General features: G+C 72.3%; 21 protein-coding genes. 11 read left to right on the top strand and 10 right to left on the bottom strand.

Translation table 11 applies throughout. The annotated features are described in order from the left end of the window. The first annotated feature begins 99 nt into the window (after window positions 1–99). Complete coding sequence (locus SYYSPA8_RS00420) at window positions 100–1,584, top strand: N,N-dimethylformamidase beta subunit family domain-containing protein (RefSeq protein WP_323444827.1); 1,485 nt, start codon at window positions 100–102, stop codon at window positions 1,582–1,584. Here SYYSPA8_RS00420 and SYYSPA8_RS00415 read toward each other — a convergent pair. Then, window positions 1,550–2,287, bottom strand: coding sequence for an HAD family hydrolase (locus SYYSPA8_RS00415; RefSeq protein ID WP_323444826.1), 738 nt, complete (start codon window positions 2,285–2,287; stop codon window positions 1,550–1,552). The two genes, SYYSPA8_RS00420 and SYYSPA8_RS00415, sit on opposite strands and share 35 nt — an antisense overlap. Window positions 2,288–2,290: 3 nt before the next feature. Continuing rightward, on the bottom strand, window positions 2,291–3,457 hold the full coding sequence (locus SYYSPA8_RS00410; protein ID WP_323444825.1) for a serine/threonine protein kinase: 1,167 nt from the start codon (window positions 3,455–3,457) through the stop codon (window positions 2,291–2,293). A gap of 301 nt (window positions 3,458–3,758) precedes the next feature. Here SYYSPA8_RS00410 and SYYSPA8_RS00405 point away from each other — a divergent pair, with 301 nt between their 5' ends. The 4 genes from SYYSPA8_RS00405 to SYYSPA8_RS00390 all read left to right on the top strand — a co-directional run bounded on the left by SYYSPA8_RS00405 (window position 3,759) and on the right by SYYSPA8_RS00390 (window position 8,317). Further along, on the top strand, window positions 3,759–5,060 hold the full coding sequence (locus SYYSPA8_RS00405) for an extracellular solute-binding protein (RefSeq protein ID WP_323444824.1): 1,302 nt from the start codon (window positions 3,759–3,761) through the stop codon (window positions 5,058–5,060). Window positions 5,061–5,237: 177 nt separating this feature from the next. Next, the gene (locus tag SYYSPA8_RS00400) at window positions 5,238–6,221 is read left to right on the top strand and encodes a carbohydrate ABC transporter permease (protein ID WP_323444823.1); all 984 of its coding nucleotides are present in this window, start codon (window positions 5,238–5,240) and stop codon (window positions 6,219–6,221) included. After that, a complete protein-coding gene (locus SYYSPA8_RS00395) occupies window positions 6,218–7,072 on the top strand; it encodes a carbohydrate ABC transporter permease (RefSeq protein ID WP_323444822.1) in 855 nt (284 codons plus the stop codon). Before SYYSPA8_RS00400 ends, SYYSPA8_RS00395 begins: the two co-directional genes overlap by 4 nt. Window positions 7,073–7,216: 144 nt before the next feature. Then, entirely contained in the window at window positions 7,217–8,317 is a 1,101-nt protein-coding gene (locus SYYSPA8_RS00390) for a radical SAM protein (protein WP_323444821.1), read from the top strand. A gap of 3 nt (window positions 8,318–8,320) precedes the next feature. Here SYYSPA8_RS00390 and SYYSPA8_RS00385 read toward each other — a convergent pair whose 3' ends face one another. Genes SYYSPA8_RS00385 through SYYSPA8_RS00375 form a run of 3 tightly spaced genes read right to left on the bottom strand, consistent with a single transcriptional unit; the run spans window position 8,321 to window position 10,901 of the window. Then, window positions 8,321–9,286: a GHMP family kinase ATP-binding protein gene (locus tag SYYSPA8_RS00385; RefSeq protein WP_323444820.1), complete on the bottom strand. Its 966-nt coding sequence runs from the start codon at window positions 9,284–9,286 to the stop codon at window positions 8,321–8,323. Continuing rightward, window positions 9,283–9,837, bottom strand: a complete 555-nt coding sequence (locus tag SYYSPA8_RS00380) for an NUDIX domain-containing protein (RefSeq protein WP_323444819.1) — start codon at window positions 9,835–9,837, stop codon at window positions 9,283–9,285. The genes SYYSPA8_RS00385 and SYYSPA8_RS00380 overlap by 4 nt, the downstream gene beginning before the upstream one ends. After that, window positions 9,834–10,901 carry an NAD-dependent epimerase/dehydratase family protein gene (locus SYYSPA8_RS00375; RefSeq protein ID WP_323444818.1) on the bottom strand — a complete coding sequence of 356 codons (1,068 nt, stop codon included), beginning with the start codon at window positions 10,899–10,901 and terminating at the stop codon, window positions 9,834–9,836. The genes SYYSPA8_RS00380 and SYYSPA8_RS00375 overlap by 4 nt, the downstream gene beginning before the upstream one ends. 247 nt (window positions 10,902–11,148) lie before the next feature. Between SYYSPA8_RS00375 and SYYSPA8_RS00370 the strand changes: the two genes are divergently transcribed. Further along, window positions 11,149–12,903, top strand: coding sequence for a hypothetical protein (locus SYYSPA8_RS00370; protein WP_323444817.1), 1,755 nt, complete (start codon window positions 11,149–11,151; stop codon window positions 12,901–12,903). 268 nt (window positions 12,904–13,171) lie between these two features. Here the strand turns inward: SYYSPA8_RS00370 and SYYSPA8_RS00365 are convergent, their stop codons facing one another. From SYYSPA8_RS00365 to tpx, 3 genes are all read right to left on the bottom strand, one after another. Continuing rightward, a complete protein-coding gene (locus tag SYYSPA8_RS00365; RefSeq protein WP_323444816.1) occupies window positions 13,172–13,783 on the bottom strand; it encodes an RICIN domain-containing protein in 612 nt (203 codons plus the stop codon). 285 nt (window positions 13,784–14,068) lie between these two features. After that, a complete protein-coding gene (locus SYYSPA8_RS00360) occupies window positions 14,069–14,584 on the bottom strand; it encodes a DUF2165 domain-containing protein (protein ID WP_323445490.1) in 516 nt (171 codons plus the stop codon). Window positions 14,585–14,839: 255 nt separating this feature from the next. Then, window positions 14,840–15,340: a thiol peroxidase gene (tpx, locus tag SYYSPA8_RS00355; RefSeq protein ID WP_323444815.1), complete on the bottom strand. Its 501-nt coding sequence runs from the start codon at window positions 15,338–15,340 to the stop codon at window positions 14,840–14,842. Window positions 15,341–15,396: 56 nt separating this feature from the next. On the opposite strand from tpx, the gene SYYSPA8_RS00350 reads away from it, so the two are divergent. The 3 genes from SYYSPA8_RS00350 to SYYSPA8_RS00340 all read left to right on the top strand — a co-directional run bounded on the left by SYYSPA8_RS00350 (window position 15,397) and on the right by SYYSPA8_RS00340 (window position 18,681). Then, a complete protein-coding gene (locus SYYSPA8_RS00350; protein WP_323444814.1) occupies window positions 15,397–15,672 on the top strand; it encodes a hypothetical protein in 276 nt (91 codons plus the stop codon). A 210-nt stretch (window positions 15,673–15,882) separates the two neighbouring features. Further along, the gene (locus tag SYYSPA8_RS00345; RefSeq protein WP_323444813.1) at window positions 15,883–17,322 is read left to right on the top strand and encodes an aldehyde dehydrogenase family protein; all 1,440 of its coding nucleotides are present in this window, start codon (window positions 15,883–15,885) and stop codon (window positions 17,320–17,322) included. A gap of 90 nt (window positions 17,323–17,412) precedes the next feature. Next, window positions 17,413–18,681, top strand: coding sequence for an acyl-CoA dehydrogenase family protein (locus SYYSPA8_RS00340; protein WP_323444812.1), 1,269 nt, complete (start codon window positions 17,413–17,415; stop codon window positions 18,679–18,681). A 7-nt stretch (window positions 18,682–18,688) separates the two neighbouring features. On the opposite strand, the gene SYYSPA8_RS00335 is transcribed toward SYYSPA8_RS00340, so the two are convergent. Both SYYSPA8_RS00335 and paaK read right to left on the bottom strand, forming a co-directional pair. Beyond that, the gene (locus SYYSPA8_RS00335; RefSeq protein WP_323444811.1) at window positions 18,689–19,672 is read right to left on the bottom strand and encodes an AraC-like ligand-binding domain-containing protein; all 984 of its coding nucleotides are present in this window, start codon (window positions 19,670–19,672) and stop codon (window positions 18,689–18,691) included. 171 nt (window positions 19,673–19,843) lie between these two features. Continuing rightward, window positions 19,844–21,328, bottom strand: coding sequence for a phenylacetate--CoA ligase PaaK (paaK, locus tag SYYSPA8_RS00330; RefSeq protein WP_323444810.1), 1,485 nt, complete (start codon window positions 21,326–21,328; stop codon window positions 19,844–19,846). A gap of 438 nt (window positions 21,329–21,766) precedes the next feature. Here paaK and SYYSPA8_RS00325 point away from each other — a divergent pair, with 438 nt between their 5' ends. Both SYYSPA8_RS00325 and SYYSPA8_RS00320 read left to right on the top strand, forming a co-directional pair. Then, window positions 21,767–22,978, top strand: a complete 1,212-nt coding sequence (locus tag SYYSPA8_RS00325) for a thiolase family protein (RefSeq protein WP_323444809.1) — start codon at window positions 21,767–21,769, stop codon at window positions 22,976–22,978. A 67-nt stretch (window positions 22,979–23,045) separates the two neighbouring features. Next, window positions 23,046–23,951 (top strand): 3-hydroxyacyl-CoA dehydrogenase family protein, encoded by a 906-nt coding sequence (locus tag SYYSPA8_RS00320; protein WP_323444808.1) that lies wholly within the window; start codon window positions 23,046–23,048, stop codon window positions 23,949–23,951. Window positions 23,952–24,063 lie beyond the last annotated feature (112 nt).

Raw genomic sequence — 24,063 nt, 5'->3', positions numbered from 1 at the left:
CGATCCCCCTCGATTGGTTGGTGTATGGCGAAACATCTTTTACCATCGAGCGCGCCGGAACCGCCGAGAAACGGCTTTCCGGTCACTGGGAGGGGAAAGATGATCGAGGGATATGTCGGCCGGGAGAGTGTGACGGCGGGGGAGGTGCTGCGCCTTCATGTCTCCACCGACGCCGAGGAGTTCCGCGTCCGCTTCCACCGGCTGGGCCGGGAGCTGGCGCCGATGGGCGAGTCCGGGCCGTACCCGGGGGTCCTCACGGCGCCGCCGCCGCACCCCGACGGGGTGCCGGAGCACGCCTCGCCCGCCGCCGACTGGGAGTTCCCGGCCTACGAGTTCGCCGTGCCCGAGGAGTGGCCGCCGGGGATCTACCTGGCGCACCTGGTCCCGGGGGACGAGCGGGCGGCCCGGTCCGTTCCGGTCCTCGGCGACGACGACATCGAGGGTTTCGCCCGCGAGTTCTTCGTCGTCCGGCCCCGGCACCCCGGCAGCCACGGCCGCATCCTCTACAAGAAGTCCACCTTCACCCGGCACGCGTACAACCGCTCCGACAACGAGGGGGCCGTACGGGACTCCAACCTCTACGAGAACCCCGTCTACCAGGAGGGCGGCGACGGCGAACCGCGCGGGCACAAGCTCAGCATGCGCCGGCCCGGCGGGGTGATCGACCTGGCGTGGTGGGACGCCCCCTTCATCGCCTGGCTGGAGCGGTCCGGGTACGCGGTGGAGTACTGCACCGACCTGGATCTCCACGAGGATCCCCACCTGCTCGCCCCGTACGACCTGCTGCTGAGCGTCGGGCACGACGAGTACTGGAGCGACGCGATGCGCGACCAGGTCGCCGCGTATGTGTCCGGGGGCGGGAACGTGGCCTTCCTGAGCGCCAACACCTGCTGGTGGCGGGTGCATCTGACGGACGGGAACACGGCCTTCGTCTCGGACACCGACCACCGGGTCGGGGAGGACTATCCGCATCTGCCCGCGACGGACCTGTGGTGGCCGCCCCCGCCGGAGGGGGTGGGCCGGCCGGAGAACACCCTGACCGGGGTGACCTTCCGCAACGGGGGCATGTGGCCGGGCGAGTGGCCGGGCGACCGGCCGCGCGAGGGGTACACCGTGCAGCACGCGGACCACTGGGTCTTCGAGGGCACGGGCCTGCGCGACGGCGGCGACGGCGGCCCGCCGGACCGGCTGGGCGCGGGCACGGCGCTGATCGGGTACGAGTGCGACGGCGCGGCCTTCGCGTACGACGAGCACGGGGTGGCGCGGGCGAGCGGTGTGGACGGCACCCCGGAGTCCTTCCTCATCCTCGGTATCTATCTGCTGGATCCGGTGCACGAGAACTTCCACCATCTGAAGTGGGGGCACTGGAACTGCCCGGAGCGGGAGCCGGCCATCACCAGCCCCCGGGCGGCGACCATGGGGATCCACACGGCGGGCGGCACGGTCTTCACCGCGGGCACCGTCGACTGGCCGGTGGTCTGCGGCCGGGAGCTGGACGCGGGCGTGGTGCGGGTGACCCGCAATGTGCTGGACCGGCTCTCGCACCGGGTCACAGAAGAGCCGGGAGGGAGTGCAGGGAGGTGATCCGGTGGGCCCGGCCGGGCAGCGGCGGGGCCTGTCCCTCCACCGCCCGGTCGGGCCGCCACAGATGGACCGCGCGCATCCCCTGCGCCAGGGGGCCGACCACGTCGGCCTCCCACATGTCGCCCACGAACAGGGTCTCGCCGGGGGCGGTGCCCACGGCGTCGAGGGCGGCCCGGTAGATCCGGGGGTGGGGCTTGCGCGCCCCGACCCTGGCGGAGGTGACGGTGGCGTCGATCAGACCGGTGAGTCCGACGTCCGCCACCGCCCGGTCCAGGTCCCAGAACCAGTTGGAGCAGAGGGCGACCCGCAGACCGTGTCCGCGCAGCCGGGTGAGCGCGGCCGTCACATCGTCGAAGAGCGCGATCCGCAGCCTCTTGTTGGCCCGGTCCAGCTCGGTGGCGAGCGGGCCGGCCGCCGGCCCGGGGATCCCGCGCTCCACGGCCAGCCGCCGCAGCCGCCCCACTTCCCAGGCCCGGTAGGTGTCCTCGTCCGCCGAGGCGGCGAGATGGTCCTCGCCGTCGCGGGGGCCGGTGGCCCACTGGTCGCCCCAGGCTTCGGCGTACTCCGCGAGACCCAGGCGCCGGAAGACGGACGCGTGGCTGGGCGGCAGGGGCGGCACCATCCGGACCAGCGTGCCGTAGAAGTCAAAGATCACGGCTTTGACGTCGGACGGCACACCGGGGCGTGCGGCTGCGGCGGTCATGGATCAGTACCGTCCGTGCCGGCGGGGGAAGTAGTCCTGGCAGTCGCCGTCCCGCTCGATGTCGACGGTGGCGCAGTGCAGTCCGCCGCCGAAGGGGCCGACCGCGCGGAACGGCACCGGGACGATGTCGAAGCCGTATCCGGCGAGCTGCTCGGAGAGGGCGACTTCCTTCTCCTCGATGCAGAGGGTGTTCTGGTCGAGGTTGAGCATGTTGCCGGCGAGCCAGGGGCTGCAGAAGGAGAGCTTCGGCGGGTGGTCCCAGCTCGCGGGCTGCACCGCCTCGACGATCTCCCAGTCGTTGAGCTTGAAGAAGTCCATCAGCTCGGGGTCGGCGAGGCGCTCGCCGCAGTGCAGCACCAGTCCGGGCCGCAGCGGCACCCAGGTGGCGTCGATGTGCAGCGGGTGGGTGTTGGTCGAGGTCACGGCGTGCACGCGGTGGTCGGGGAAGTGGCGCTTGAGCCACTGGTAGCCGCTGCGGTTGGTGACGAAGGAGAGCTGGACGAAGAGGTCCTTGCCGAAGCGGGCCACGTCGGCCGCGTCGAACAGGGGCTCCTCCTCGGTCAGCACCAGGTCGTAGTCGCGCACCTTGGCCAGCTGCACATCGGTGGGCAGATCGTTGTAGGTGTCCCAGAACTCGGTGTGGTAACTGGCGTCGGTCAGGCGCGGCTTGGGCGCGGCCTCCCAGCGCATCCGGTCGTCGGACCGGAAGAGGTCCTGGAGGATCGGGCGGTAACAGAGGTATTCGTACCAGCGGCTGCGGTAGGACATCGTGGCTTCCAGGACCTCGCTGCCCACGGTCAGCAGGATGTCCCGGGGCGGCATGCACCCGGACATGGTCTCCTGCTCCCAGTCGGGCGTGGAGACCTTCTGGTTGAAGTCCAGGGGGGTCGGGCGGTCCACCCGGATGCCCCGCTCGGTCAGCATCGCGGCAAAGTTGTCGAGCTGTTCATTGGCCTCGGCCATCATGTCGGCCGGCATCGTGCCGTAGGTGCCGAGCGGGAAGCCGTCCTCCGGGAAATCGCGGCGGACCGCGGGTTCGGGCGCCTGCACCACCGCCGCGTCGGCCCTTCCGACGATGACATGACGCAACGGATCCCAGCCGTTCCAGGAGTTGACCCGCACGGGTCGTTCGGTGGCCGAATCGCCGATGGTCGTGTCGTGGTTAATCACGTGCAACACCCTTCGATAGGGACGCGGGAGACACCAGGAGAAAAATGAGTCAGGAGGTGCGTCATCGTCAAGGGTGCCCAAGGGGTGCATCCTAGTATTTTGCGTCAATTAATATCGGCCGATCGGCCGTCAAGGCGGGTTATCACCGCTGCCCGCCCCTGTCCGCGGGGGCCGATCCGCGACAGGAACGTTCCATAAATCGCTGTCACATCCTGGCCAAAAAATGCCCCATCGGTAGTTTGCCGGTCTTCGCTGGGTAGATAGCAGCCCGGTTCAGCCAGTCCTCGAAAGGCGGAGACTCATGTCCTGGCGCTTACCCCGCTTCACCTCGGCTCTCGGGGCCGTCGCAGTGGTCGCTGCCCTCGCCTCGTGCGACTCGGGCGGTACGGACGGATCCGCCGGCGGGGGCAATGACCCGGGTTCCCTGACGGTCTGGCTGACCGTCGACGCCCGTGAGAGCTGGCCCGATCTGGTTGCCTCCACGAACAAACGATTCGCGAAGCGCTATCCAGGGACCGAGATCAAGGTGCAGTACCAGCAGTGGACCAGCAAGAACCAGAAGATTGACGCCGCCTTCGCGGGACGCGATGTACCAGACGTGGTGGAGATGGGCAATAGTGAAACCACCAACTACATCGTCAATGGGGCCTTCACCGAGCTGGAAAAGAGCGACTTCGACCATTCCCGCGACTGGCTTCCCGCACTGGCCGACGCCTGTCAGTACCAGGGGAAGACCTACTGTGTGCCCTACTACGCCGGGGCCCGCGTCGGCATCTACCGCACCGACCTCCTGAAGCAGGTCGGCGTCGTCGAGGCACCGCGCAGCTACCAGGAGATGCTGTCGGTCCTGGACAAGGTGAAGGCCGAGTTCGGCACCAAGGACAGGAACTTCTCCTCCTTCTACATGCCGGGACGGTACTGGTACGCCGCCATGGCCTGGGTCAAGGACGCCGGCGGCGAGATGGCCGTCGAGCGCGACGGCCGCTGGCACGGCGCGCTCTCCTCCCCCGCCTCCGTCCAGGGCCTGACCAGCTGGAAGAAGCTGATCGACGACTACTACGTCGGCGACCGCTCCAAGGACAACAGCGACGAACCGGGCGTGGTCGGCCAGGGCAAGGTCGCCATGTTCTACGGCAACACCTGGGAGGCGAACGCCGCGGCCGACCCGCGCGCCGGCGGCAACGCCAAGCTGCGCGGCCGATTCGCCACCTTCGCCTTCCCCGGCCCGTCCGGCGAGCTGATGCCGCCCTTCCTCGGCGGGTCCCTGCTGGCCGTCCCGGCCAAGTCCCGCAAGCAAGAACTCGCCCGGGAATGGATCAAGATCTTCACCGACCGGACCTCCCAGCAGCGGCTGATCGAGGCCGAGACCCTGCCCAACAACACGGTCCAGCTGCGCGACGTGCCCACCGACGGCATCAACGCCGCCGCCGCGCGCGCCGCCGAACGCGGCTGGGTGACCCCGCTCGCCCCGGGCTGGGCCGCCGTGGAGAAGTCCAACATCCTGCCCGCGATGCTCCAGACCATCGCCACCGGGAAGAAGTCCGTGCGCGACGCCACGCGGGACGCCGACCGGGAGATCGACGCCCTGATCAACGACAACTGACGCCCCCCGCCCCGTCCCCGACCACCCCGTCCCTCAACCCTCGTCCCCCCACCCCTGTGCCGCACCACACCGACCACTCCCCCGACCCTGCCGCGCCATCCCACCGCGCCGGCCGGCCCGCGGGCACGCAGGGCCGCCGCGCACGCCGGGAACGATGCTTCGAGGAGCTGCCCGTACATGGTGACCGCAGACCCACCGGGGCGCAGAGCCGTGTCCCCGGGCCCTTCCCCCGCCGTGTCCACGCGGCGGGCGGGGACCGGGGGCCGCCCGCTGCTGCGCCGCGCCGCCCCGTACCTCCTGATCGCCCCGACGGTGCTGGCCCTGACCGCCGTCCTCGGCTATCCGCTGGTCGAGCTGGTGCTGCTGTCGTTCCAGGACATGAGCCGCCGGGAGCTGTTCGCCGGTACGGAGCCGCCCTGGACGGGGCTGAAGCAGTACCGCGCCATCGCCCAGGACCGGTTCTTCTGGCAGGTGGTGGGGCGCACCGCGCTCTTCGCCACGGTCTGCACGGCCCTGACCATGGCGGCGGCCCTGGCGGTCGCGCTGCTGATGCGCCGGGTCTCCCCCTGGGTACGGGCGACGATGGCGGCGGTGCTGGTCGCCGTGTGGGCCATGCCCGTCATGGTGGCGGCCTCCGTCTTCCGCTGGCTGGCGGACGCCGACTACGGTGTGGCCAACTGGCTGCTCGGGCTGCTGCCCGGGCTGGACTTCACCAAGCACAACTGGTTCGAGGACCCCTGGCAGGGTTTCGCGGTCATCGTCGCCGTGGTGTTCTGGGGTTCCCTGCCCTTCGCCGCCATCACCCTCCAGGCGGCGCTGACCCAGGTCCCGCCCGAGCTGGCGGAGGCGGCCCGCGTGGACGGCGCCGGCCGCGGCCAGGTCTTCCGGCACATCACCTTCCCCGTCGTCAAACCCGCCTTCGTGATGGTGACCACGCTCAACGCCATCTGGAACTTCGGCGTGTTCAACCAGATCTGGCTGATGCGCTCGGGCCAGCCGGAGAAGGAGTACTACCTGCTCGGCGTCTACTCCTTCATCGAGTCGTTCGCCGTCAACCGCTACAGCGCCGGTGCGGCCATCGCGGTCGTCACCGTGGTCCTGCTGCTCGCCGGGGCCGTCTTCTACGTCCGTCAGCTCGTCAGGATGGGAGAGACCCGATGACCGGCGTATCGAAGGCCCCGCGCCGCGCGGAGGGCCGGCGCTCCCTGCGGGCCGACGGGCTGGGGCTGCTGTTCTGCGCGGTGATGGCCTTCCCCGTCTACTGGATGGTCCTCACCGCGATCCGGCCCGCCGCCGAGATCCGGAGCAACCCACCCCGCTTCTGGACCTCCGAGCCCACACTCGAACACGTCCGCCGCGCGATGGCGTCCGAGACCTTCTGGTCGAGCGTGCGGGCGAGCGTGCTCGTCGGCACGGGGACCGTGGTGGTCTCGCTGCTGATCGGGGTGCTCGCGGCCTATGCCGTGGCCCGGTTCTCCTTCGCCGGCCGCCGGGCCTTCGTCCTGGTGATCCTCTCCGTCCAGATGATCCCGCTGGCCGGGCTGATCATCCCGCTCTATCTGCTGCTCAGCGACGCCGGACTGACCGACAGCCTCACCGGGGTCATCCTGACCTATCTCGTCTTCATGCTGCCGTTCACGGTGTGGCTGCTGCGCGGCTTCGTCGCCGGGATCCCGATCGAGCTGGAGGAGGCGGCGATGGTCGACGGCTGCACCCGGGCCGGGGCCTTCCGCCGGGTGACCCTGCCCCTGCTCGCACCGGGCCTGGTGGCCACCTCCATCTACTCCCTGGTCCAGGCGTGGAACGAATACGTCCTGGCCTATGTGCTGCTGTCCAGCAACGACAAACAGACCGTGTCGATCTGGCTGGTCTCCTTCCAGACCAGCTTCGGCACCGACTACGGCGCGCTGATGGCGGGAGCCACGCTCACCGCCCTTCCCGTCGTGGTCTTTTTCATGATCGTGCAACGCCGGGTGGCGGCGGGCCTGGCCGCGGGAGCCGTCAAAGGGTGACCGCGTGCGGCCCGCCCGACCGGGCGTGGCACCGGTAAGGACGCCCGGACCACTGGGCGTCGGGGGCGTCTCGCAGCGCCCCGCCGAAAGACCGAGGGTACGGAGCCGGGCGGCGCCGTCCCTCTTGACCAGCAGGAGTTCTTTGTGACGTTCGACCGTCTTGACCTGGTGTCCAAGCTCTACCAGCCGTCCGGCTGGCCGCGGGTGCTGGAAGCGGCCGCGGGCGCCCCGTCCACCGGCCCTCTGGTGGTGGACCTGGATCCGACGACCTTCTGCGACCTCGCCTGCCCCGAGTGCATCAGCGGCAAGCTGCTCAACCAGGGGCGGTTCACCCCCGAGCGCCTCGCCGAGCTGGCCGGGGAGCTGATAGAGATGTCCGTCCGGGGCGTGGTCCTCATCGGCGGCGGCGAGCCGCTGGCGCACCGGGGCACCCGTCAGGTGCTGCGCACCCTGGGCGAGGCAGGGGTGGCCATCGGCGTGGTCACCAACGGCACCATGATCCAACAGAATCTGGACGAACTGTCCCAGTACGCCTCCTGGGTCCGGGTCTCGATGGACGCGGGGACCCGGGAGACCTACGGCGTGTTCCGTCCCGACCGCAAGGGCCGCAGCGTCTTCGACAAGGTCGTCGGGAACATGCGGCTCCTGGCCGGCGTCAAGAAGGGCGCCCTCGGCTACTCCTTCCTGGTGATGACCCGCCGTGAGCCGGACGGCACGATGGTCAGCAACCACCACGAGGTCTTCGAGGCGGCCCGGCTCGCCAAGGACATCGGCTGCGACTACTTCGAGACGAAGGCGATGTTCGACGACGGCCACCATGTGATCCAGGTGGCCGACGAGATCCTGGGCTCCGTCGACGACCAGCTCGCCGAGGCCGAACGATTGTGGGCCGACGACTCCTTCGAGATCATCAACTCCTCCACCCTGACCTCACTGCGGAACCGGGTGGGGGCCGTGCAGCCCAAGGACTACCACCGGTGCAAGGTGGCGGAGCTGCGGACCCTGATCACCCCGTCGGGGGTGTATGTCTGCTCCTATCACCGGGGCAACTCCCAGGCGAAGATCGGGGACGCGGTCACCGAGCGGCTTCCCGACATCTGGGAGAAGTCCGACCGGGGGATCATCGACCCGACGCGGGACTGCCGTTTCCACTGCGCGCGGCACCGCTCCAACCTCGAACTCGACAAGATCGCGACTGAAGCGGTGACGCCCGAACCCGGGTCCGACTACGACCCGTTCATCTAGCGATCAGAAGGCGGGGTCCGGCGCGGCCCGGGTGGGAATCACCCGGGCCGCGGGGTACGGATCCGCGAGCGCCCGCCGGACGGCCGCGACGACGTCGTCGCGGTCGTCCGTGCGGCAGACCCCCACCAGCGCCCCGCCGCCGCCGGCGCCGCTGAGCTTCAGCCGCAGTCCCGCGGAGCGCAGGGCCAGTTCCCTCAGCTCCTCCAGGACGGGGGTGGACATCCGCTGGTGGTCGCGCATGGTGACATGGGCGCGGTCCATGGCGGCGGCGAGGGCGTCCAGGTCGCGGGCGCCGATCGCCGCCCAGACCTCGCCGGACGCGGCGTCGGCCTCCTTGCGGTAGGCGGCCAGATCGGGGTCGCCCGCCGCGAGCTGGGCCCGTACCACCTTGATGTGGTCGCTGGTGTCCTTGCGGGTGGCGGAGTCCACGACGAGGACGCTCCACTCCCCGGGGAAGGCGGCCCGCTCGCGGATCGCGGGCAGCCCCTCCGTCCTCCCGTCCAGCAGCAGCGCTCCCCCCTCGATGACGGCGAGATGGTCCATGCCGCCGCCGTTGAAGCGGGCGAACTCGAAGGCGTACGCCCACTCGGCGAGGATCGGGGCGGGGATGCCGGGATCCGGGGCGCACGCCTCGGTGTACGCGCGGAACAGCGCCACGATCAGCGCCGTGGACGACGAGAGCCCGCTCGCGCCGGGCGCGTCGCTGCGCACCCGTACGGCGGGCGGGTCGGCGGGAAGGCCCGCGAGCCGTCCGCGCAGGAACTCCCACACCTCGCCGGACCAGCCGCCGTCCCGCGCGGGGGGCGGGCCGGGGACCGTCTCCACGGTGGTGACGAGGTCGAGGGCGAGGCTGACGGACCGGCCGCCGAGCCAGTCCAGGTCCTCGCCGGACAGACACGCCCGGCAGGGCACCCCGGCGCGTATCGCGCGCGGGGTGCCCTCCGGGCCCTGGTGGATATCCGTGCTCACCGGGCCTGGAACCTTCCTGTCGTGTCGAATTCCCGGAACATCGCGAGGACCACCCCGGTGGGCGGGTGGAGCGGGCGTGGCGGGTGGTCCGGGTCGGCGAACCGGATCCGGACCACCTCCGCCGGGTCCGGCCGTGGCTCGCCGGACCAGCGGCGGGCCAGGAAACAGAGGGCAAAGCAGTGGGTGACATCCCCGTTGGGGTAGGTGAGGGTGTGCACCCCGGGATCGGAGAGCGAGCCGAAGGGGACCAGGTCGTCCCGGTCGACCAGCAGCCCGGTCTCCTCCGCCAGTTCCCTGACGGCGGTCCCGGCGAAGTCGCTGCCCTCCTCGCAGGCCCCGGCGGGCAGCTCCCACACCCCGGTGTCGGCGCGCTGCTGGAAGAGCACCCGCCCGGCGGGGTCGATCAGCAGGACCTGCGCCCCGGGGACGAGCAGCGGCCGGCTGCCCACCCGCTGCCGCAGTGACCAGATGTACGAACCGGTGTACCCCATCGGCACCGTGCCCTCCGCCTCGTGCGGCCGTGCTGTGGCCGTCCGGTGGGACAGTGTCACGCGACCTGCTCGGTGAGCCAGGACGGCACGGCCTCGGGCGTGGCGTTCAGCCACCGGACGTACCGCTCCACGCCCTCCGCGACGGTGATCCCGGGCCGCCAGCGCATGAGTTCCGCCAGGCGCGCGGTCTCCGCGAAGCCGCCCAGGGGGTCGTCCGCCGGGCGGGGGGTGATGATGAACTCGGAGCCGGGGTAGTGCGGGGCGATCAGCTCGCCCACGTCGCGCACCGAGGTCGGCACCCCGGAGCCCACGTTGACGGTCTCGCCGACGACGCCCTCCTCCACCAGGGCGAGGGCGGTGGCCATGGCGATGTCGTCCACGTGGACCAGGTCGCGCACCTGGACGCCGCCGCCGTTGAGCCGCATGGGGAGCCCCACGCGGGCGTGCATCGCCAGCCACGCCACCATCCAGGAGTGGCTGCCCGGCTTGGGTATCTGCGGGTCCCCGTAGACGGAGAAGTACCGCAGGATCGCGTACTCGGTGCCCGTGCCGCCGAGCAGCAGCCGGGTCTGGTGCTCGGCCCAGAGCTTGGAGTTGGCGTAGACGGACAGGGGGTAGGGGGTCTGGTCCTCGTGGAAGCGCTGCGGGCCGGCGGCCGGATCGGCCCCGTTGCCGTAGACGGCGGCCGACGAGACGAGCACCAGGCGGCGCACCTCGGCCCGGACGGCCTCCTCCAAGATCACCTCGGTGCCCTCGACATTGGCCTTGAAGGCGATGTCGGGCCGGCGGGTGCAGGCGGCGACATCGGCGAAGGCGGCGGCGTGGACCACGTGGTCGGCGCCTTCGAGCACGCTCCTGACCAGTGTGCGGTCGCGGATGTCGCCCACCACCAGACGGGACGCCCGGCGCGGGGCGCCGAAGAGTTCATGGATGGAATCCGGATAGGCGTCCATCCGGTCGAGGACGGTCACCTCGGCGTCCACACCACGCAAAAGGGCGGTGAGCCTGCTGCCCACCAGGCCCGCACCACCGGTCACCACGATCCGGGAGCCGCGCAGCTTTTCCAGCCGGGAGACCCCGGACTCACCTGCGTCAATGACCTTGTCATCCGGTTTCACGGTCATCAGGACTCCTCCAGGAAATGATACGCATGATGTTCTTGCGCAGACAGCATGAACGATCATCAGTGGCCGTAACCAGGGTGCCTTTTCGGCGCTCCCACAGCCCTCGAAAGCACCCCCGTGCTGTCTGAAACTGATTAGTACGAAAGGACAAACGGGTGAGTTCGAACGGGATGCTCCGGGCGGTCGGCACCGCCGGTCGCCCCGCCGGGATTCGCCCGTCCGAAACCGGATCGAGTACGGAGGACCTGTGACGCGTTATCGCATCAGCGGCGCGGTGATGACCCATCCCCGACGGCTGCCCGCCGCCGAGGCACTGGCCCGGTCGGGCCCGCCCGGAGCGCTGCGGGTGGTCATGGACCCCGACCCCGGCGGGAAGCCGTCGGTGCTGCGGACGGCGCTGGCGGCGTGGTCGTCCATCGAGGAGGGCGCCACCCACCAGCTCGTCGTCCAGGACGACATGATCCTCTCGGATTCCTTCTTCGAACGGGTGGGGGCCGCCGTGGCGGCGCGGCCGGACGCGGCGCTGGCCCTCTTCGCGCTCTGGGACTCCCGCAACGGCGCCGCCGTCCGGCTGGGCGCGATGGCCGGGGCGCGCTGGGTGCGGGCCGTCGGCGAGTACTTCCCCTGTGTGGCCATCGTGCTGCCGCGCGAGGTCGCCGCCGGGTTCGTGGAGTACGGCCGCAAGCGGCTGGACGCCTGGGCCGACGACATCCTGATGCGCCAGTATCTGCTGACCCGGGGGATACCGTCCTATGTGTCGGTTCCGAGCCTGACGGAACACGACGACCGGGGCAGCATTTCCGGCAACGCTTTCCGGGGGCCGCGGCGTTCGGTCTGTTTTCTTCCCGACGATCCCGGCACCGACGAGAGAAAGTCCCTGGAGGACATCCGGGTCGTCCCGTTCTTCAAGCACGGGGTCGCCCAGTGCGCGGTCCGGGTGCAGGGGCCCGGCCCCGAGCGCTGGCTCCACCTGGAGAGCGAGGAATATCTCGCAGGCCTGGGCATCCAGGCCGACAGATATAAATCAGCCAATTCCGTGTTGACCGAAGTGCCCGATGAAAAGGCTGCCCGAGGCACCTGGTTGACCGCCTTCACCATGGGTTTCGTCCATCGGACGACCCTCGGGAGCGACGACCTTTCCCGGACAGCGGCCTGCGCGGAGTCCCTGGCCACCATCGGGCCGGGCGGTGTGAGCCACGACCAGGGCGAGGAGCGGATCGCCGAACTCCGCGAGGGACTCGCGCGGATCGCCCGCGCCGGGGTGGAGGCGGGCCTCGAAGCCGGACGCGAGGCGGGCCGGGCGACCGGCGGCCCACCGGCCCGCACCGGCCGCTCGGTCGCCGTCGTCGGCGCGGCGAGCCCGCTCGGCGAACACGTCGTCCGCGGCCTCACCGACCGGGGCCACCGGGTGACACCGCTGTCCGGTGTCCCGGTCGGCGGGGCACCGGGCACCCGGGACGCGCTGATCGACCTGCGCCCGCTGCGGGACGGGACCGACCCCGCGCGGACCGGGATCGTCGTACGCGCCTTCGACCGCGCCACCGGCACCGCACGGCCGCCGGTGACCCTGCGCACCGGCGATCTGTACGGCCCTGGCTGCTCCCGGCACTCGCCCATCGGCCGGATGGTGTGGAGCGCGCTGCGCAGCCATCCCGTCGTCCTCACCGACCCACCGGGGCGGGAGCTGCGGCCGCTGCATGTGTACGACCTGATCGGCGCGGTGGACCGGGTCCTGGAGGAGCCCCCGGCGGAATCGGTCCTCGACCTCGCGGGCGGGCCGGCCGTCCCGGAGGCGGCCCTGGCCGAAGCGGTCCTGGCGGCGGTCCGTCCGGTGCCGACCGAGACGGTCCCGGGGCCGCCCGCGGCCCTCCGGCCGGAGCGGGACCCGGAACCGGAGGTGCCGGGGCCCCGGGGCTGGGAACCGGCCATGGACCTCCACCACGGACTGCACACCTTCATGCAGTGGCTGGCGTACGAAGGGCTCGGCCACGCCGCCGACTGACCGCACGGGGCCGCGCCGCACGGGGCCGCGCCGCTCGGGGCCGCGCCGCACGGCCGGGGCGGCCCCGTACCCGTACCCCGTCCTCGTCCCCGTGACAGGACTGTGCCCACGGCGCCCGGGACGGCTCGGACTGCTGTCCGCTGTGCCGCGAGTCCCTGGGCCCCGGGGACCGGGCACGGCCCGCCCTGAGCGGCTGACGAGGGCTTATCACGGGTGCCGGTGGTGCCCGGCCCACCGGGGCCGGGCACCCTGGGACCGGCGGCCGCGATCAGTACGCGCTGAGCCAGAACCGCTGGTAGTTGGCGTACGGGCCGTACTGGTCCTGACAGCCGAAGTGCCGCAGACCGAACTCGCTGTCATCCATGCACAGCCCGGTCGCCACGCTCTTGAGCACATTGCTGCCGCCTGGGGCCGCGTGCAGCTCGAACCGCTGGAACGTGGCGTACGGGCCGTTCTGGTCGTTGCAGCCGAAGTGCCGCAGACCGAACTCGCTGTCGTCGACGCACAGCCCGGTGGCGTGGTTCCGCAGGACGTAGATGCCGACCACGTTGGTCGTGATGAGGTCGAACTTCTGGTAATTGGCGTACCGGCCGTACTTGTCCTGGCAGTCGAAGTGCCGCAGGCCGATGACACTGTCGTCGACGCACTTCCAGGTCGACCAGTTGCGCAACTGGCGTGTGTAGACGGCCTGCGGTACGGGCCCGGCGTCGGCGGCCCGGTCGGAAGCGGTACCGTCCGCCGTGATCACGGGCGGCTGCGCCGGGGCGGGCGGGGCGGCGGCGGTCGCGGTGCCCGCCGGCACCAGGGTGAGCGCGGCGGCGGCGAACAGTGCGGCGGCGGCTGTGAGGAATCTGCCGCCGAGCGTGCGGATGCTGTTCAACGTACCTCCTGCTGGTGGTCATCACTGACATCGAGGTGACACGAGGTGACACGAGGAGACGGCGCGCGCCGACGGTGCGGGGTACGAGTATGTCCAGGGGCGGGATCCCCGAGGATCCCGGAATCGGCCAGTCCTGCGGGCCGCGCGGAGGGTACCGGGCGGCCCGGAGCGGAACCGCCCGGAGCCGCCGGGCACGGGGCCGGACCGGGCGGCTCCGGGGCCTGGGGCGGGGGGAGCAATCCGGTCACCCGGCCTCCGGGGCGGCGGGCCTGGGCCGCGTGCCGCCTACCGGGTTTCCTCCCGGGATCCGCGTGCGGCGGGCAGATGGATCACCACCAGCACGAAGGCCGCCATCATCACATTGCGGCCCGCCGGCTCCAGCCCGTTCCAGTCGGACGACTGCCACATCTGGAACCATTCGCCGCCGATGACGACGAAGCCGAACCCGAAGAGCAGCAGCACCATGGTCAGCCCGAGTGTGGTCGTGCGCCGCGCCCGGCGCAGATCGCCGCGCCGCAGCCCGCCCGCCCACAGCCGGACCGCGATGAGCAGGACGGCGGCGGCGGCCGTCTCCCAGGCGATCACGGCGATGTAGGCCGCGTCGGCGACCGCGCGGGACTCGATCGCCCGCCACATGACGTCCTCGTCCTTGAACGTGGTGTCCATGGCCAGAACATGGCGGACGAATTCCCGGTTGGTGTCGAAGTCGGTGAGATTTCCGAACGCGACCAACGTCATGTAGGCGGCGATCGTGGCCGTGAGCGCGGTGGCCGCGACCGGCAGGGTGCCGAGCGCGAGCACCCGGTCCCACCGGCCGGTGCCCCCGGTCGTCCCCGCCCCTGCGGGCTTCTCCCCTGTCACTGGGGCTCCTTTCCGGCCCGTGCACCCCACTGGTGCACGGGGACCACGCATGGTGGCACGCGATCCGGTACCGGAACACCCCGGCGCGCTGCGGCGGTTGACGCCGAAGCGCGGACGGCGGGTGCCCCGTCGTGACAGGGCACCCGCCGTGCGTCTTCCTTGCCGTCCTTGTCGACCGTGTCGACCTTGCCGTCCTTACGCCAGGGGGGCGAGAGCGGCGTCGTAGTCCGGCTCGTCGGCGATCTCCGGGACCAGCTCCACGTGCAGAACCGTGTTGTCGGTGTCCAGCACGACCACGGCGCGGGCGGCCAGACCGGCCAGCGGCCCGTCCTGGATGGCCACGCCGTACGCGGTCAGGAAGTCCTGGTTCCGGAAGGTGGAGAGATTGTGCACGCTCTCCAGGCCCTCACTGCCGCAGAAGCGCGCCTGCGCGAAGGGCAGGTCGGCGGAGATGCACAGAACGACCGTGTTCTCCAGCTTGGCGGCGCGCTCGTTGAACTGGCGCACGGAGTTCGCGCAGGTGGGGGTGTCGACGCTGGGGAAGATGCTCAGGACCTTGCGCTGCTCGGCGAAGTCGGCGAGCGAGCGCTCGGCCAGGCCCGCACCCACCAGGGTGAACTCCGGAGCGGTGCTGCCGGTCGCCGGCAGCGCGCCGCCGACCTCGACCGGGTTGCCCTTCAATGTGACCTTGGCCATGAGAATTCTCCTACGGAACGGGTGAAGTGATACCTGCGACCGCCATCCTACGGAGCGTGCGGGGCACGGGGTGCGGGGCACGGGTCCCACCCGCCGCCGTCCGCTCCCTCCGCCCCTCCCCCGCTCAGGCCGGTGCCGTCTGGGTGGACCTGGACCCCGCCTACCGGCAGTTGTTCGGCCGGTCCCTCGGAGTACGGATGCCCGACAAGCGGCTGTGGAACCCGCTCGGCAAGGTGGAGAAACGTTTCGAGCACGGGCCGCCGAAGTCGGTGTCCCTCCTCTTCCACCAGCTCCACGGCCGCGTCCCCCGTCACCGCCGCGCGCGCCGGTGAGACCCGGCACGGTGGTGTGCGCCCGCTGGCGACTGCCCGTGCGCCCGGTGGAGAGCCGGGTCCGGGGCGCCGGGCCTAGTTTTCCGTCACAGCGACGACGAGGTCGCGGGAGCGCCGGCGACGGCGCGGCGGCACGGTGCCGTGTCCACCGCGGGCGGGCAGGTGGCCGCCCCGCTTCCTCACCGGCTCGACCCTCCAGGGAGTACAGCAATGCGCACCGACATGCTCATCGGCGGCGAGTGGACCGCGGGGAGCGGTACCACCTTCCCCACCCTCAACCCCGCGACCGGAGAGGTCATCGCCGAGGTGCCCGACGCCACCGGGGCGGACGTGGACGCGGCCGTACGGGCGGCCGCCGCCGCGTTCGTGTCGCCCGAGTGGGGCGGGCTGCTGCCCGCCGCCCGCGCGAAGCTGCTGCTGCGGGTCGCGGATCTGATGGAGGAGCACGCGGAGGAGCTGGCCCGGCTGGAGACGCGGGACCAGGGGCAGCCCCTCGGCGTCAGCGCCGGTTTCTCCGTACCCAACGCGATCGAGCACTTCCGCTACTACGCCGGCTGGGTCACCAAGATCACCGGAGTGACGGCGCCGCTGTCCGTGCCGGACGTCGACTACCGGACGGTCCGTGAGCCGCTGGGGGTCTGCGGGCTGATCACGCCGTGGAACTTCCCGCTGATGATCCTGGTGTGGAAGCTGGCGCCCGCGCTCGCCACCGGGAACACCGTGGTCGTCAAGCCCGCCGAGCAGACCCCGCTGTCCACCCTGCTGCTGGCGGAGCTGATCGAGCGGGCCGGGGTGCCGGCCGGGGTGGTCAACGTCGTCACCGGCGGCCCCGGCACGGGCCGGGCGCTGGTGCGCCACCCCCTGGTGAAGAAGATCTCCTTCACCGGGTCCACCGCCGTCGGGCGGGAGATAGGCGCCGAGTGCGGCCGGAGCCTGAAGAAGGTCTCCCTGGAGCTGGGCGGCAAGGCACCGAGCGTGATCACCGCCGACGCCGACATCGACGCGGCCGTGAGCGGCAATCTGCTGGGAGGGCTGCTGAACACCGGCCAGGTGTGCGCCGCGTACACCCGCTTCTACGTCGACCGGAAGCGCCACGACGAGTTCGCGGAGAAGCTGGCAGCGGCGGCGGGCTCGCTCCGGCTCGGCGACGGTCTCGACCCCGGGACCCACCTCGGCCCCCTGGTCTCGGCCGAGCAGGTCGAGCTGACCGCCCGCTATGTCGGCATCGGCCGCGAGGAGGGCGCCGAACTCCTCACCGGCGGCGGCCGCCCCGGCGGTGACCTGGCGCACGGGTTCTTCTTCGAGCCGACGGTCTTCGCCGGGGTCCGGCAGGACATGCGGATCGCCCGCGAGGAGATCTTCGGTCCCGTGCTCGCCGTGCTGCCGTACGACGACCCCGAGGAGCTGGCCGCCCTCGCCAACGACTCCGAGTACGGGCTCGCCGCCGCGATCTGGTCCCGGGACATCGGCACGGCGGGCCGGCTCGCCCGGCAGATCAAGGCGGGCACGGTGTGGATCAACATGATGCAGGGCCTGGACGCGGCGGCCGCCTGGGGCGGCACCAAGTCCTCCGGAATCGGCCGCGAGATGGGCTGGTCGGCCATCGAGGCGTACACCGAGGTCAAGAGCGTCTGGACCAGCCTCGCCTGAGCCCTGCACGGCCGGCACGGCCCCGGCGCGAACGCCGCGAGCCCCGACCGGGCGGCGGCGCGGAGAGAACGAGTACGAGGAGGACCCCGCATGGCCATCGATTTCACCCTGACCCCCGAGCAGCTGCGGCTGCGGCAGTCCGCGCGGGAATTCGCCCGGCGGGTCCTGACCGGGGTCGGCCCCGCGACCCGGCACCTGACCACCCCCGAGGAGCGCTGGCGGGCGACCCGTCCCGCCTACGAGCGGATGATCGCCGAGGGCTGGCTGCGCCGGATCCTCCCCGCGCCGGTGGGCGGCGAAGGACAGGGGATGGTCGACTTCGCGCTGATCGCGGAGGAGTTCACCGCCGTCGACGCGGATGTGTCCCTGACGCTGTTCGCGGTGACGCTCGGCCTCACCCCGCTCATGGCCGCCGGGAGTCCCGAGCAGATACGCGAGCACTTCGGCCGGTTCCTGGAGCCCTCGGGCGCCCCGCTCGCCGCCTTCGCGTTCAGCGAGCCGGGCGGCAGCGCCAACTACGACGCCCCCGCGCCGGCCGAGGGCATCCGCACCACCGCCGTACTCGACGAGGACCGCGACGAGTGGGTCGTCAACGGCGCGAAGAAGTGGGTGTCGAGCGCGGGCGGCTGGGACGGCACCGGCCCCGATCTGCTGGCCGTCGTCTGCCGTACGGACCGGGACGCACCGCCCGACCGGGCCCTGTCGGTGCTCCTCGTGCCCGGCCCGGTCGCCGGTCTCACCGTCGCCGCCGGCCTGGACCTGCTCGGGCACCGCGCCCACCAGACCCCGCTGATCACCCTGCGGGATGTGCGGGTGCCCCGGGGCAACGTCCTGGGCGCACCCGGCTCCGGAGGCGCGGTCGTGGCGGGCAGCTTCATCCCGACCGCCGCGCTCGTCGGTGTCCTCGCCCTGGCCAGGATGCGCGCGGCGTTCGAGTTCGCGCTCGCCTTCGCCCGGCGGGAACACCGCGCCGGGGCGGTGCCGATCATCGACCACCAGGCCGTCGGCTACGCGCTCGCGGACGCCAAGTCGGCCATGGAGGCGGTGCGCTATCTGTCCTGGAAGGCATGCCACGCGCTGGACACGGGGAGCCCGGCCGCCGCCGAACTCGCCCTGCACGCGAAGATCTTCGGTTCGGAGACGGCGGTACGGGTGATCACCGACCTGATGCGGGTGGTCGGCATGGAGAGCTACAGCCATGAGAACCCGCTCGCGGGGATCCTTCAGGACGCGCTGGTCTATCCGCTGTTCGACGGCGGCAACATGGGGGTCCGCCGCCGCCAGTTGCACGGGATGCTCGCCGATCCGGCGTACGACCCGTCCGCGACCTTCCTCGGCTCCGCCCCGCAACGCTCCTGACCGCCGGTCAGGCCGATTCCCCGGGCGCGGTGCCGGCCCCGTCGCCGCGCCCGCCCGCCACCGCCGCCGCCCGGCGGATCTCGGCCGCGCTCTGCCCGTACTCCGCGCGCAGGGCGCGGCTGAGGTGCTTGGCGTCGAGAACGCCCCACCCCGCCGCGATCACCGACACGCTGCGGTCCGCCAGGGCCGGGTCGGTCAGGTCGCGGCGGATGCGTTCCAGGCGGCGGAGGCGGATCCAGGACGCGAGGCTCACCCCGCGCCGCTGGAGGATCTTGTGCAGATAGCGCACGGAGACATGGTGGGCGCGGGCGACCGACTCCGGTGACAGGCGGGGGTCGGAGAGGCGGCCGAGGCAGTGCGCGAGGATGCGCTCGGCGAGGTCGTCGCTGCCGGGCCGGTCCGGGACCGGTTGTTCGGCCAGGGCCGACAGGACCATGGAGACCAGTGCGTCGGCGAGGTGCGGGGCCCCGCCGCCGGTACAGGCGGCGAGGTCGCCCGCCGTGTCCCGCAGGAGGGCCGCGGCCAGCCGCCGGCCGCCGCCGTCGGTCGGCACCGCCGACGCGGTACGGGCGGCGAGCGGTTCGGCGCGGGGGCCGAGCAGGGCCCGGGGGATGCCGAGGACCACCAGGTCGAACGGCTCCCAGAAGCGCAGTTCGTAGGGGCGTACGGTCTCGTAGACGACGAGGTCGCCGGGGGCGGTCAGAACCTGGCGGCCGTCCTGGGCGACGCCCGCGCGGCCGTGGCCGTACAGGGCGACCTTGACCAGCTCCCGGTCGCCGGAGCCGATGAGGGAGGGCGTGCGCGCCACCGTGCAGGGGCCGCCGCTGATCCTGGTGACCAGGACCTCGCCCGGCCGGGCGCAGCTCAGTGTGGCGGCCGGCCCGGCGGCGGGGGCGGTGCGGTCGGGGCTCACCCGCAACGGCGCGAAGGCGTCGGACACCAGCCGCTGGAACTGCTCGGTCTGCTCATCGGGGTCCCCGACGTCCGCCATGGGCCGCCTCCTTCGCGATCACGTCATGGTGCCCGGTCGCAGCGGTGGGGGAAGGGGTGTCCCCCACCGCCCGTGCCGTACCCCGGGGCACAGGGCACAGGGCACGGGATCGGGATCGGGATCGGGATCGGGATCGGGATACGGCACGGAACGCGTCATCGCGCCGCGCGGTCACTCCGCACGGAGGTCCTTCACCCGGCGCAGCTTCCCCTGCGAGCGCTCCAGGGTCCCGGGCTCCACGATCGCCACCTCGACCGTGACCCCCACCCCGTCCTTGACGCCCTGGGCGATCGACCGCGCCGCTTCCTCCCGCTGCCCGGGGGCGGCCTGCGGCTGTGCCTCCACACGTACGGTCATGTGGTCCATGCGGCCGCGCCGGGTCAGCCGGATCTGGAAGTGGGGGGCGACGGCGGGGGTGCGCAGGACGATCTCCTCGATCTGGCTGGGGAAGACGTTCACCCCCCGCAGGATGATCATGTCGTCGCTGCGGCCGGTGACCTTCTGGATCCGGCGGAAGGCGGGCCGGGCGGTGCCGGGCAGCAGCCGGGTCAGGTCGCGCGTCCGGTAGCGGATGACCGGCAGCGCCTCCTTGGTGAGGGAGGTGAGGACGAGTTCGCCCTCCTCGCCCTCGGGCAGGACCTCGCCGGTGAAGGGGTCGACTATCTCCGGAAAGAAGTGGTCCTCCCAGACGTGCAGGCCGTCCTTGGTCTCCACGCACTCCTGGGCGACGCCGGGGCCGATCACCTCGGACAGACCGTAGATGTCGACGGCGTGGATACCGGCGCGTTCCTCGATCTCGCGGCGCATCTCCTCGGTCCACGGCTCGGCGCCGAAGATGCCCACCCGCAGGGAGGTGGTCCGGGGGTCGATGCCCTGCTTCTCGAACTCGTCGAGGAGGGTGAGCATGTACGACGGGGTGATCATGATGATCTCGGGCCGGAAGTCCTGGATGATCCGCACCTGGCGGGCGGTCATGCCGCCGGACGCCGGGATCACGGTGCAGCCGGCCCGTTCGGCGCCGTAGTGGGCGCCGAGGCCACCCGTGAACAGGCCGTAGCCGTAGGAGATGTGGACCTTGTGCCCGGGGCGGCCCCCGGCGGCCCGGATCGAGCGGGCGACGACGTCCGCCCACAGGGAGATGTCCTTCTCGGTGTAGCCGACGACCGTGGGGCGGCCGGTGGTGCCGCTGGAGGCGTGCACGCGCCGGACGTCGGCCATCGGGACGGCGAACATCCCGAACGGGTAGGTGTCCCGCAGATCGGCCTTGGTGGTGAAGGGGAAGCGGGCCAGGTCCCCGAGGGAACGGCAGTCGTCGGGCCGGACCCCGGCGGCGTCGAATTTGTCCCGGTACGTCTCCACATGGTCGTAGGCGTGCCGCAGGGTGGCCCGGAGCCGGTCGAGCTGGAGTTCCCGGAGCTGGTCGCGGGTCAGCCGCTCACTGTCGTCCAGCAGCTCGGGCGGGAGGGGTTCGCCCAGCCGGGCGGGACGGGGGTCCGCCGCCTTCCGGTCCGGCGCCGCTCGGTCCGCCGCTCGGCCCGCCGCCGTCCGGTCCGCCGCAGTCGGGCTCGCCACCGCTCGGTCCGTCGCCGTCCGACCGTTCGCCGTCCGGTCCGGGACCGGGTCCGGGCCCGCCGTGGCCGTCGGTTCGCTGCTCATCGCGACTCCTTCGTTCTCCGTGCTCGGCACCCTGTGCACCGTTGTCTCCCGTGTCCTGGCCGCGCCGCCGTGGGGCCATCGTCCACCCGGGGGGCGCGGGGCCGCCGTCCGGTCGCCGCCCGTACCGCACGGGCCCTCCGGATCGTCCCTGCCCATGCCCGCCCGCGCCCGCCCCTGCGGTCGCGGGCCCCGCCGCCCGGCCACGTCACGGGACTCGGCCCCACGGGCGCCCCGGCGGTGGCCCGCCTCGCCGGGTCCGCGGCCTTGCCTCCCGACCGAACATTCGGTTAGCGTGCGGCACGCCCAGTAATCCAGCCCTACCGTTTGCCTGTCAAGAGGTGTGATCCATGCCGAGTGACCTGCCGACCGGACCGGCCGGGGAATCCCCCGCCCACCCCCTGCCCACCGCTCGGCCCGTTCCCGTGGAGGAGTCCAGCCATGCCCGATGAGGTCTACCTGATCGACGGAGCCCGTACCCCCCAGGGCCGTTACGGCGGCGCACTGGCCTCCGTACGCCCCGACGACCTGGCGGCCCTGGTCGTCGGCGAGGCCGTCCGCCGGGCCGGCGTCCCCGGCGCGGCCGTGGACGAGGTGATCCTCGGGGCCGCGAACCAGGCGGGCGAGGACAACCGCGACGTGGCCCGCATGGCGGTGCTGCTCGCCGGGCTCCCGGACACCGTGCCCGGATACACCGTCAACCGGCTCTGCGCCTCCGGCCTGACGGCGGTGGCGTCGGCGGCGCAGGCGATCCGCTCCGGCGAGGCCGAGGTGGTCGTCGCGGGCGGCGTGGAGTCGATGACCCGGGCGCCGTGGGTGATGGAGAAGCCCGGCACCCCGTGGGCCAAGCCGGGAGAGGTCCACGACACCTCGCTGGGCTGGCGGTTCACCAACCCGAGCTTCCGGGACGCCGACCGGGCCGCCGGTGCGGGGACGGGGCGGATCACCCTGTCCATGGGGGAGACGGCGGAGGAGGTGGCCGCGCTCGACGGCATCACGCGCGCCGACTCCGACGCGTTCGCGCTCCGCAGCCACCGGCGGGCCGTCGCCGCGCAGGGGGCCGGCCGCTTCGACCGCGAGATCGTGCCCGTTCCCGTACGGGACGGCGAGGTGACCCGCGACGAGGGTCCGCGCCCCACCACCACACCGGAGAAGCTGGCGGGCCTGCGGCCCCTCTTCCGCGCCGACGGCATCGTCACCGCGGGCTCGGCGTCGCCGCTCTCCGACGGCGCCACCGCGCTGGTGGTGGCGGGCGCCGAGGCGGTACGGCGGTACGGGCTCACTCCCCGGGCCCGGATCGTCACCTCCGCCTCGGCCGGGGTCCAGCCCCATCTGATGGGTCTCGGCCCGGTCCCCGCCACCGAGAAGGCGCTCGCCCGCGCGGGCTGGCGGACGGAGGATCTCGACGCGGTCGAGCTGAACGAGGCGTTCGCCGCCCAGGCGCTCGCGGTGGTGCGGCGGCTGAAGCTGGACGAGGAGCGGGTCAACGCCGACGGCGGGGCCATCGCCCTGGGGCACCCGTTGGGCTGCTCGGGGGCACGGATCCTGCTCACCCTGCTGGGGCGGCTGGAGCGCGAGGACGCGCGCCGGGGGCTGGCCACGCTCTGTGTGGGCGTCGGACAGGGCGTGGCGATGCTGGTGGAGCGGGTGTGACGCGTGGGACGGGCTCGCGGGAACGCGGCCACGGAGAGCGGGAACGGCACCGGGAAGGGAGCAGGGCATGAGCACGGCAGACGGCACCGACGGCGGGGACAGGGGAACGCGCGTGGACCGGGAGGCCGCTCCGGCGGTGGTCGGTGTGATCGGCGGGGGCCGGATGGGCGCCGGCATCGCCCAGTCGTTCGCTGCGGCGGGTTCACACGTGACCGTGGTCGAGGGCGGTGCCGGGGCAGCGGCGGCGGCCCTGGAGCGGGTCGCCGGCGGGCTGCGGCGGGCGGCGGAGCGGGGCGCGCTCACGGAGCCCGTCGAGCGGGTGCTCGCCCGGGTCACCGTGGTGGAGTCGGTGGCGGCGCTGCCCGCGACGGCGGACCTGGTGGTCGAGGCCGTGCCCGAGGACGCCGCGCTGAAGGCGCGGCTGCTGGCGGCCGCCGAGCGGGCCGTGGGCCCCGGGGCGGTCCTGGCCACGAACACCAGCTCACTGTCGGTCACCGAGCTGGCCTCGGCCCTCTCCCGCCCCGCCCGCTTCGTCGGGATGCACTTCTTCAACCCGGTCCCGGCCTCCGAGCTGATCGAGATCGTGCGCGCGCCGGGGACCGGCGACGAAACGGTACGGGCGGCGCTGGCCTGGACGCACGCACTCGGCAAGAAGGACGTGGTGGTCCGGGACTCCCCCGGGTTCGCCAGCAGCCGCCTCGGGGTGGCGCTGGGCCTGGAGGCCATCCGCATGGTGGCGGAGGGGGTCGCCGAACCGGAGGCCATCGACGACGCGATGCGCCTCGGCTACCGGCACCCGATGGGCCCGCTGCGCCTGACCGACCTGGTCGGCCTGGACGTACGCCTGGCCATCGCGGAGCATCTGCACGCCACGCTCGGTGACCGCTTCGCGCCGCCGGAGCTGCTCCGCGAGAAGGTCGCCCGGGGCGAGCTGGGCCGCAAGAGCGGGCAGGGGTTCTACGCGTGGCCCTGAGGACGCACCCCTGAGCGCATGCCCTTGAGCGCATGGCTCTGAGCGCGCGACCCTGAAGGTCTCGCCGCTCCCGGGTCTCGCACGCTCCCGGGTCTTGCCCGGCCGGGTCGAA

It is taken from the genome of Streptomyces yaizuensis, from assembly GCF_034961445.1.
GTDB classification, from domain to species: domain Bacteria; phylum Actinomycetota; class Actinomycetes; order Streptomycetales; family Streptomycetaceae; genus Streptomyces; species Streptomyces yaizuensis.
Note: the sequence above shows the minus strand (reverse complement) of the source record. Positions and strands in the feature narration are given on the sequence as shown.

Bases quoted from the DNA above. Each gene is read 5' to 3' on its own strand.
- SYYSPA8_RS00375 (WP_323444818.1), bottom strand. From the start codon at position 10,901: ATGACCGTGAAACCGGATGACAAGGTCATTGACGCAGGTGAGTCCGGG.
- SYYSPA8_RS00405 (WP_323444824.1), top strand. From the start codon at position 3,759: ATGTCCTGGCGCTTACCCCGCTTCACCTCGGCTCTCGGGGCCGTCGCA.
- paaK (WP_323444810.1), bottom strand. From the start codon at position 21,328: ATGAGCAGCGAACCGACGGCCACGGCGGGCCCGGACCCGGTCCCGGAC.
- SYYSPA8_RS00340 (WP_323444812.1), top strand. From the start codon at position 17,413: ATGGCCATCGATTTCACCCTGACCCCCGAGCAGCTGCGGCTGCGGCAG.
- SYYSPA8_RS00395 (WP_323444822.1), top strand. From the start codon at position 6,218: ATGACCGGCGTATCGAAGGCCCCGCGCCGCGCGGAGGGCCGGCGCTCC.
- SYYSPA8_RS00325 (WP_323444809.1), top strand. From the start codon at position 21,767: ATGCCCGATGAGGTCTACCTGATCGACGGAGCCCGTACCCCCCAGGGC.
- SYYSPA8_RS00335 (WP_323444811.1), bottom strand. From the start codon at position 19,672: ATGGCGGACGTCGGGGACCCCGATGAGCAGACCGAGCAGTTCCAGCGG.
- SYYSPA8_RS00320 (WP_323444808.1), top strand. From the start codon at position 23,046: ATGAGCACGGCAGACGGCACCGACGGCGGGGACAGGGGAACGCGCGTG.
- SYYSPA8_RS00400 (WP_323444823.1), top strand. From the start codon at position 5,238: ATGGTGACCGCAGACCCACCGGGGCGCAGAGCCGTGTCCCCGGGCCCT.
- SYYSPA8_RS00415 (WP_323444826.1), bottom strand. From the start codon at position 2,287: ATGACCGCCGCAGCCGCACGCCCCGGTGTGCCGTCCGACGTCAAAGCC.
- tpx (WP_323444815.1), bottom strand. From the start codon at position 15,340: ATGGCCAAGGTCACATTGAAGGGCAACCCGGTCGAGGTCGGCGGCGCG.
- SYYSPA8_RS00345 (WP_323444813.1), top strand. From the start codon at position 15,883: ATGCGCACCGACATGCTCATCGGCGGCGAGTGGACCGCGGGGAGCGGT.
- SYYSPA8_RS00420 (WP_323444827.1), top strand. From the start codon at position 100: ATGATCGAGGGATATGTCGGCCGGGAGAGTGTGACGGCGGGGGAGGTG.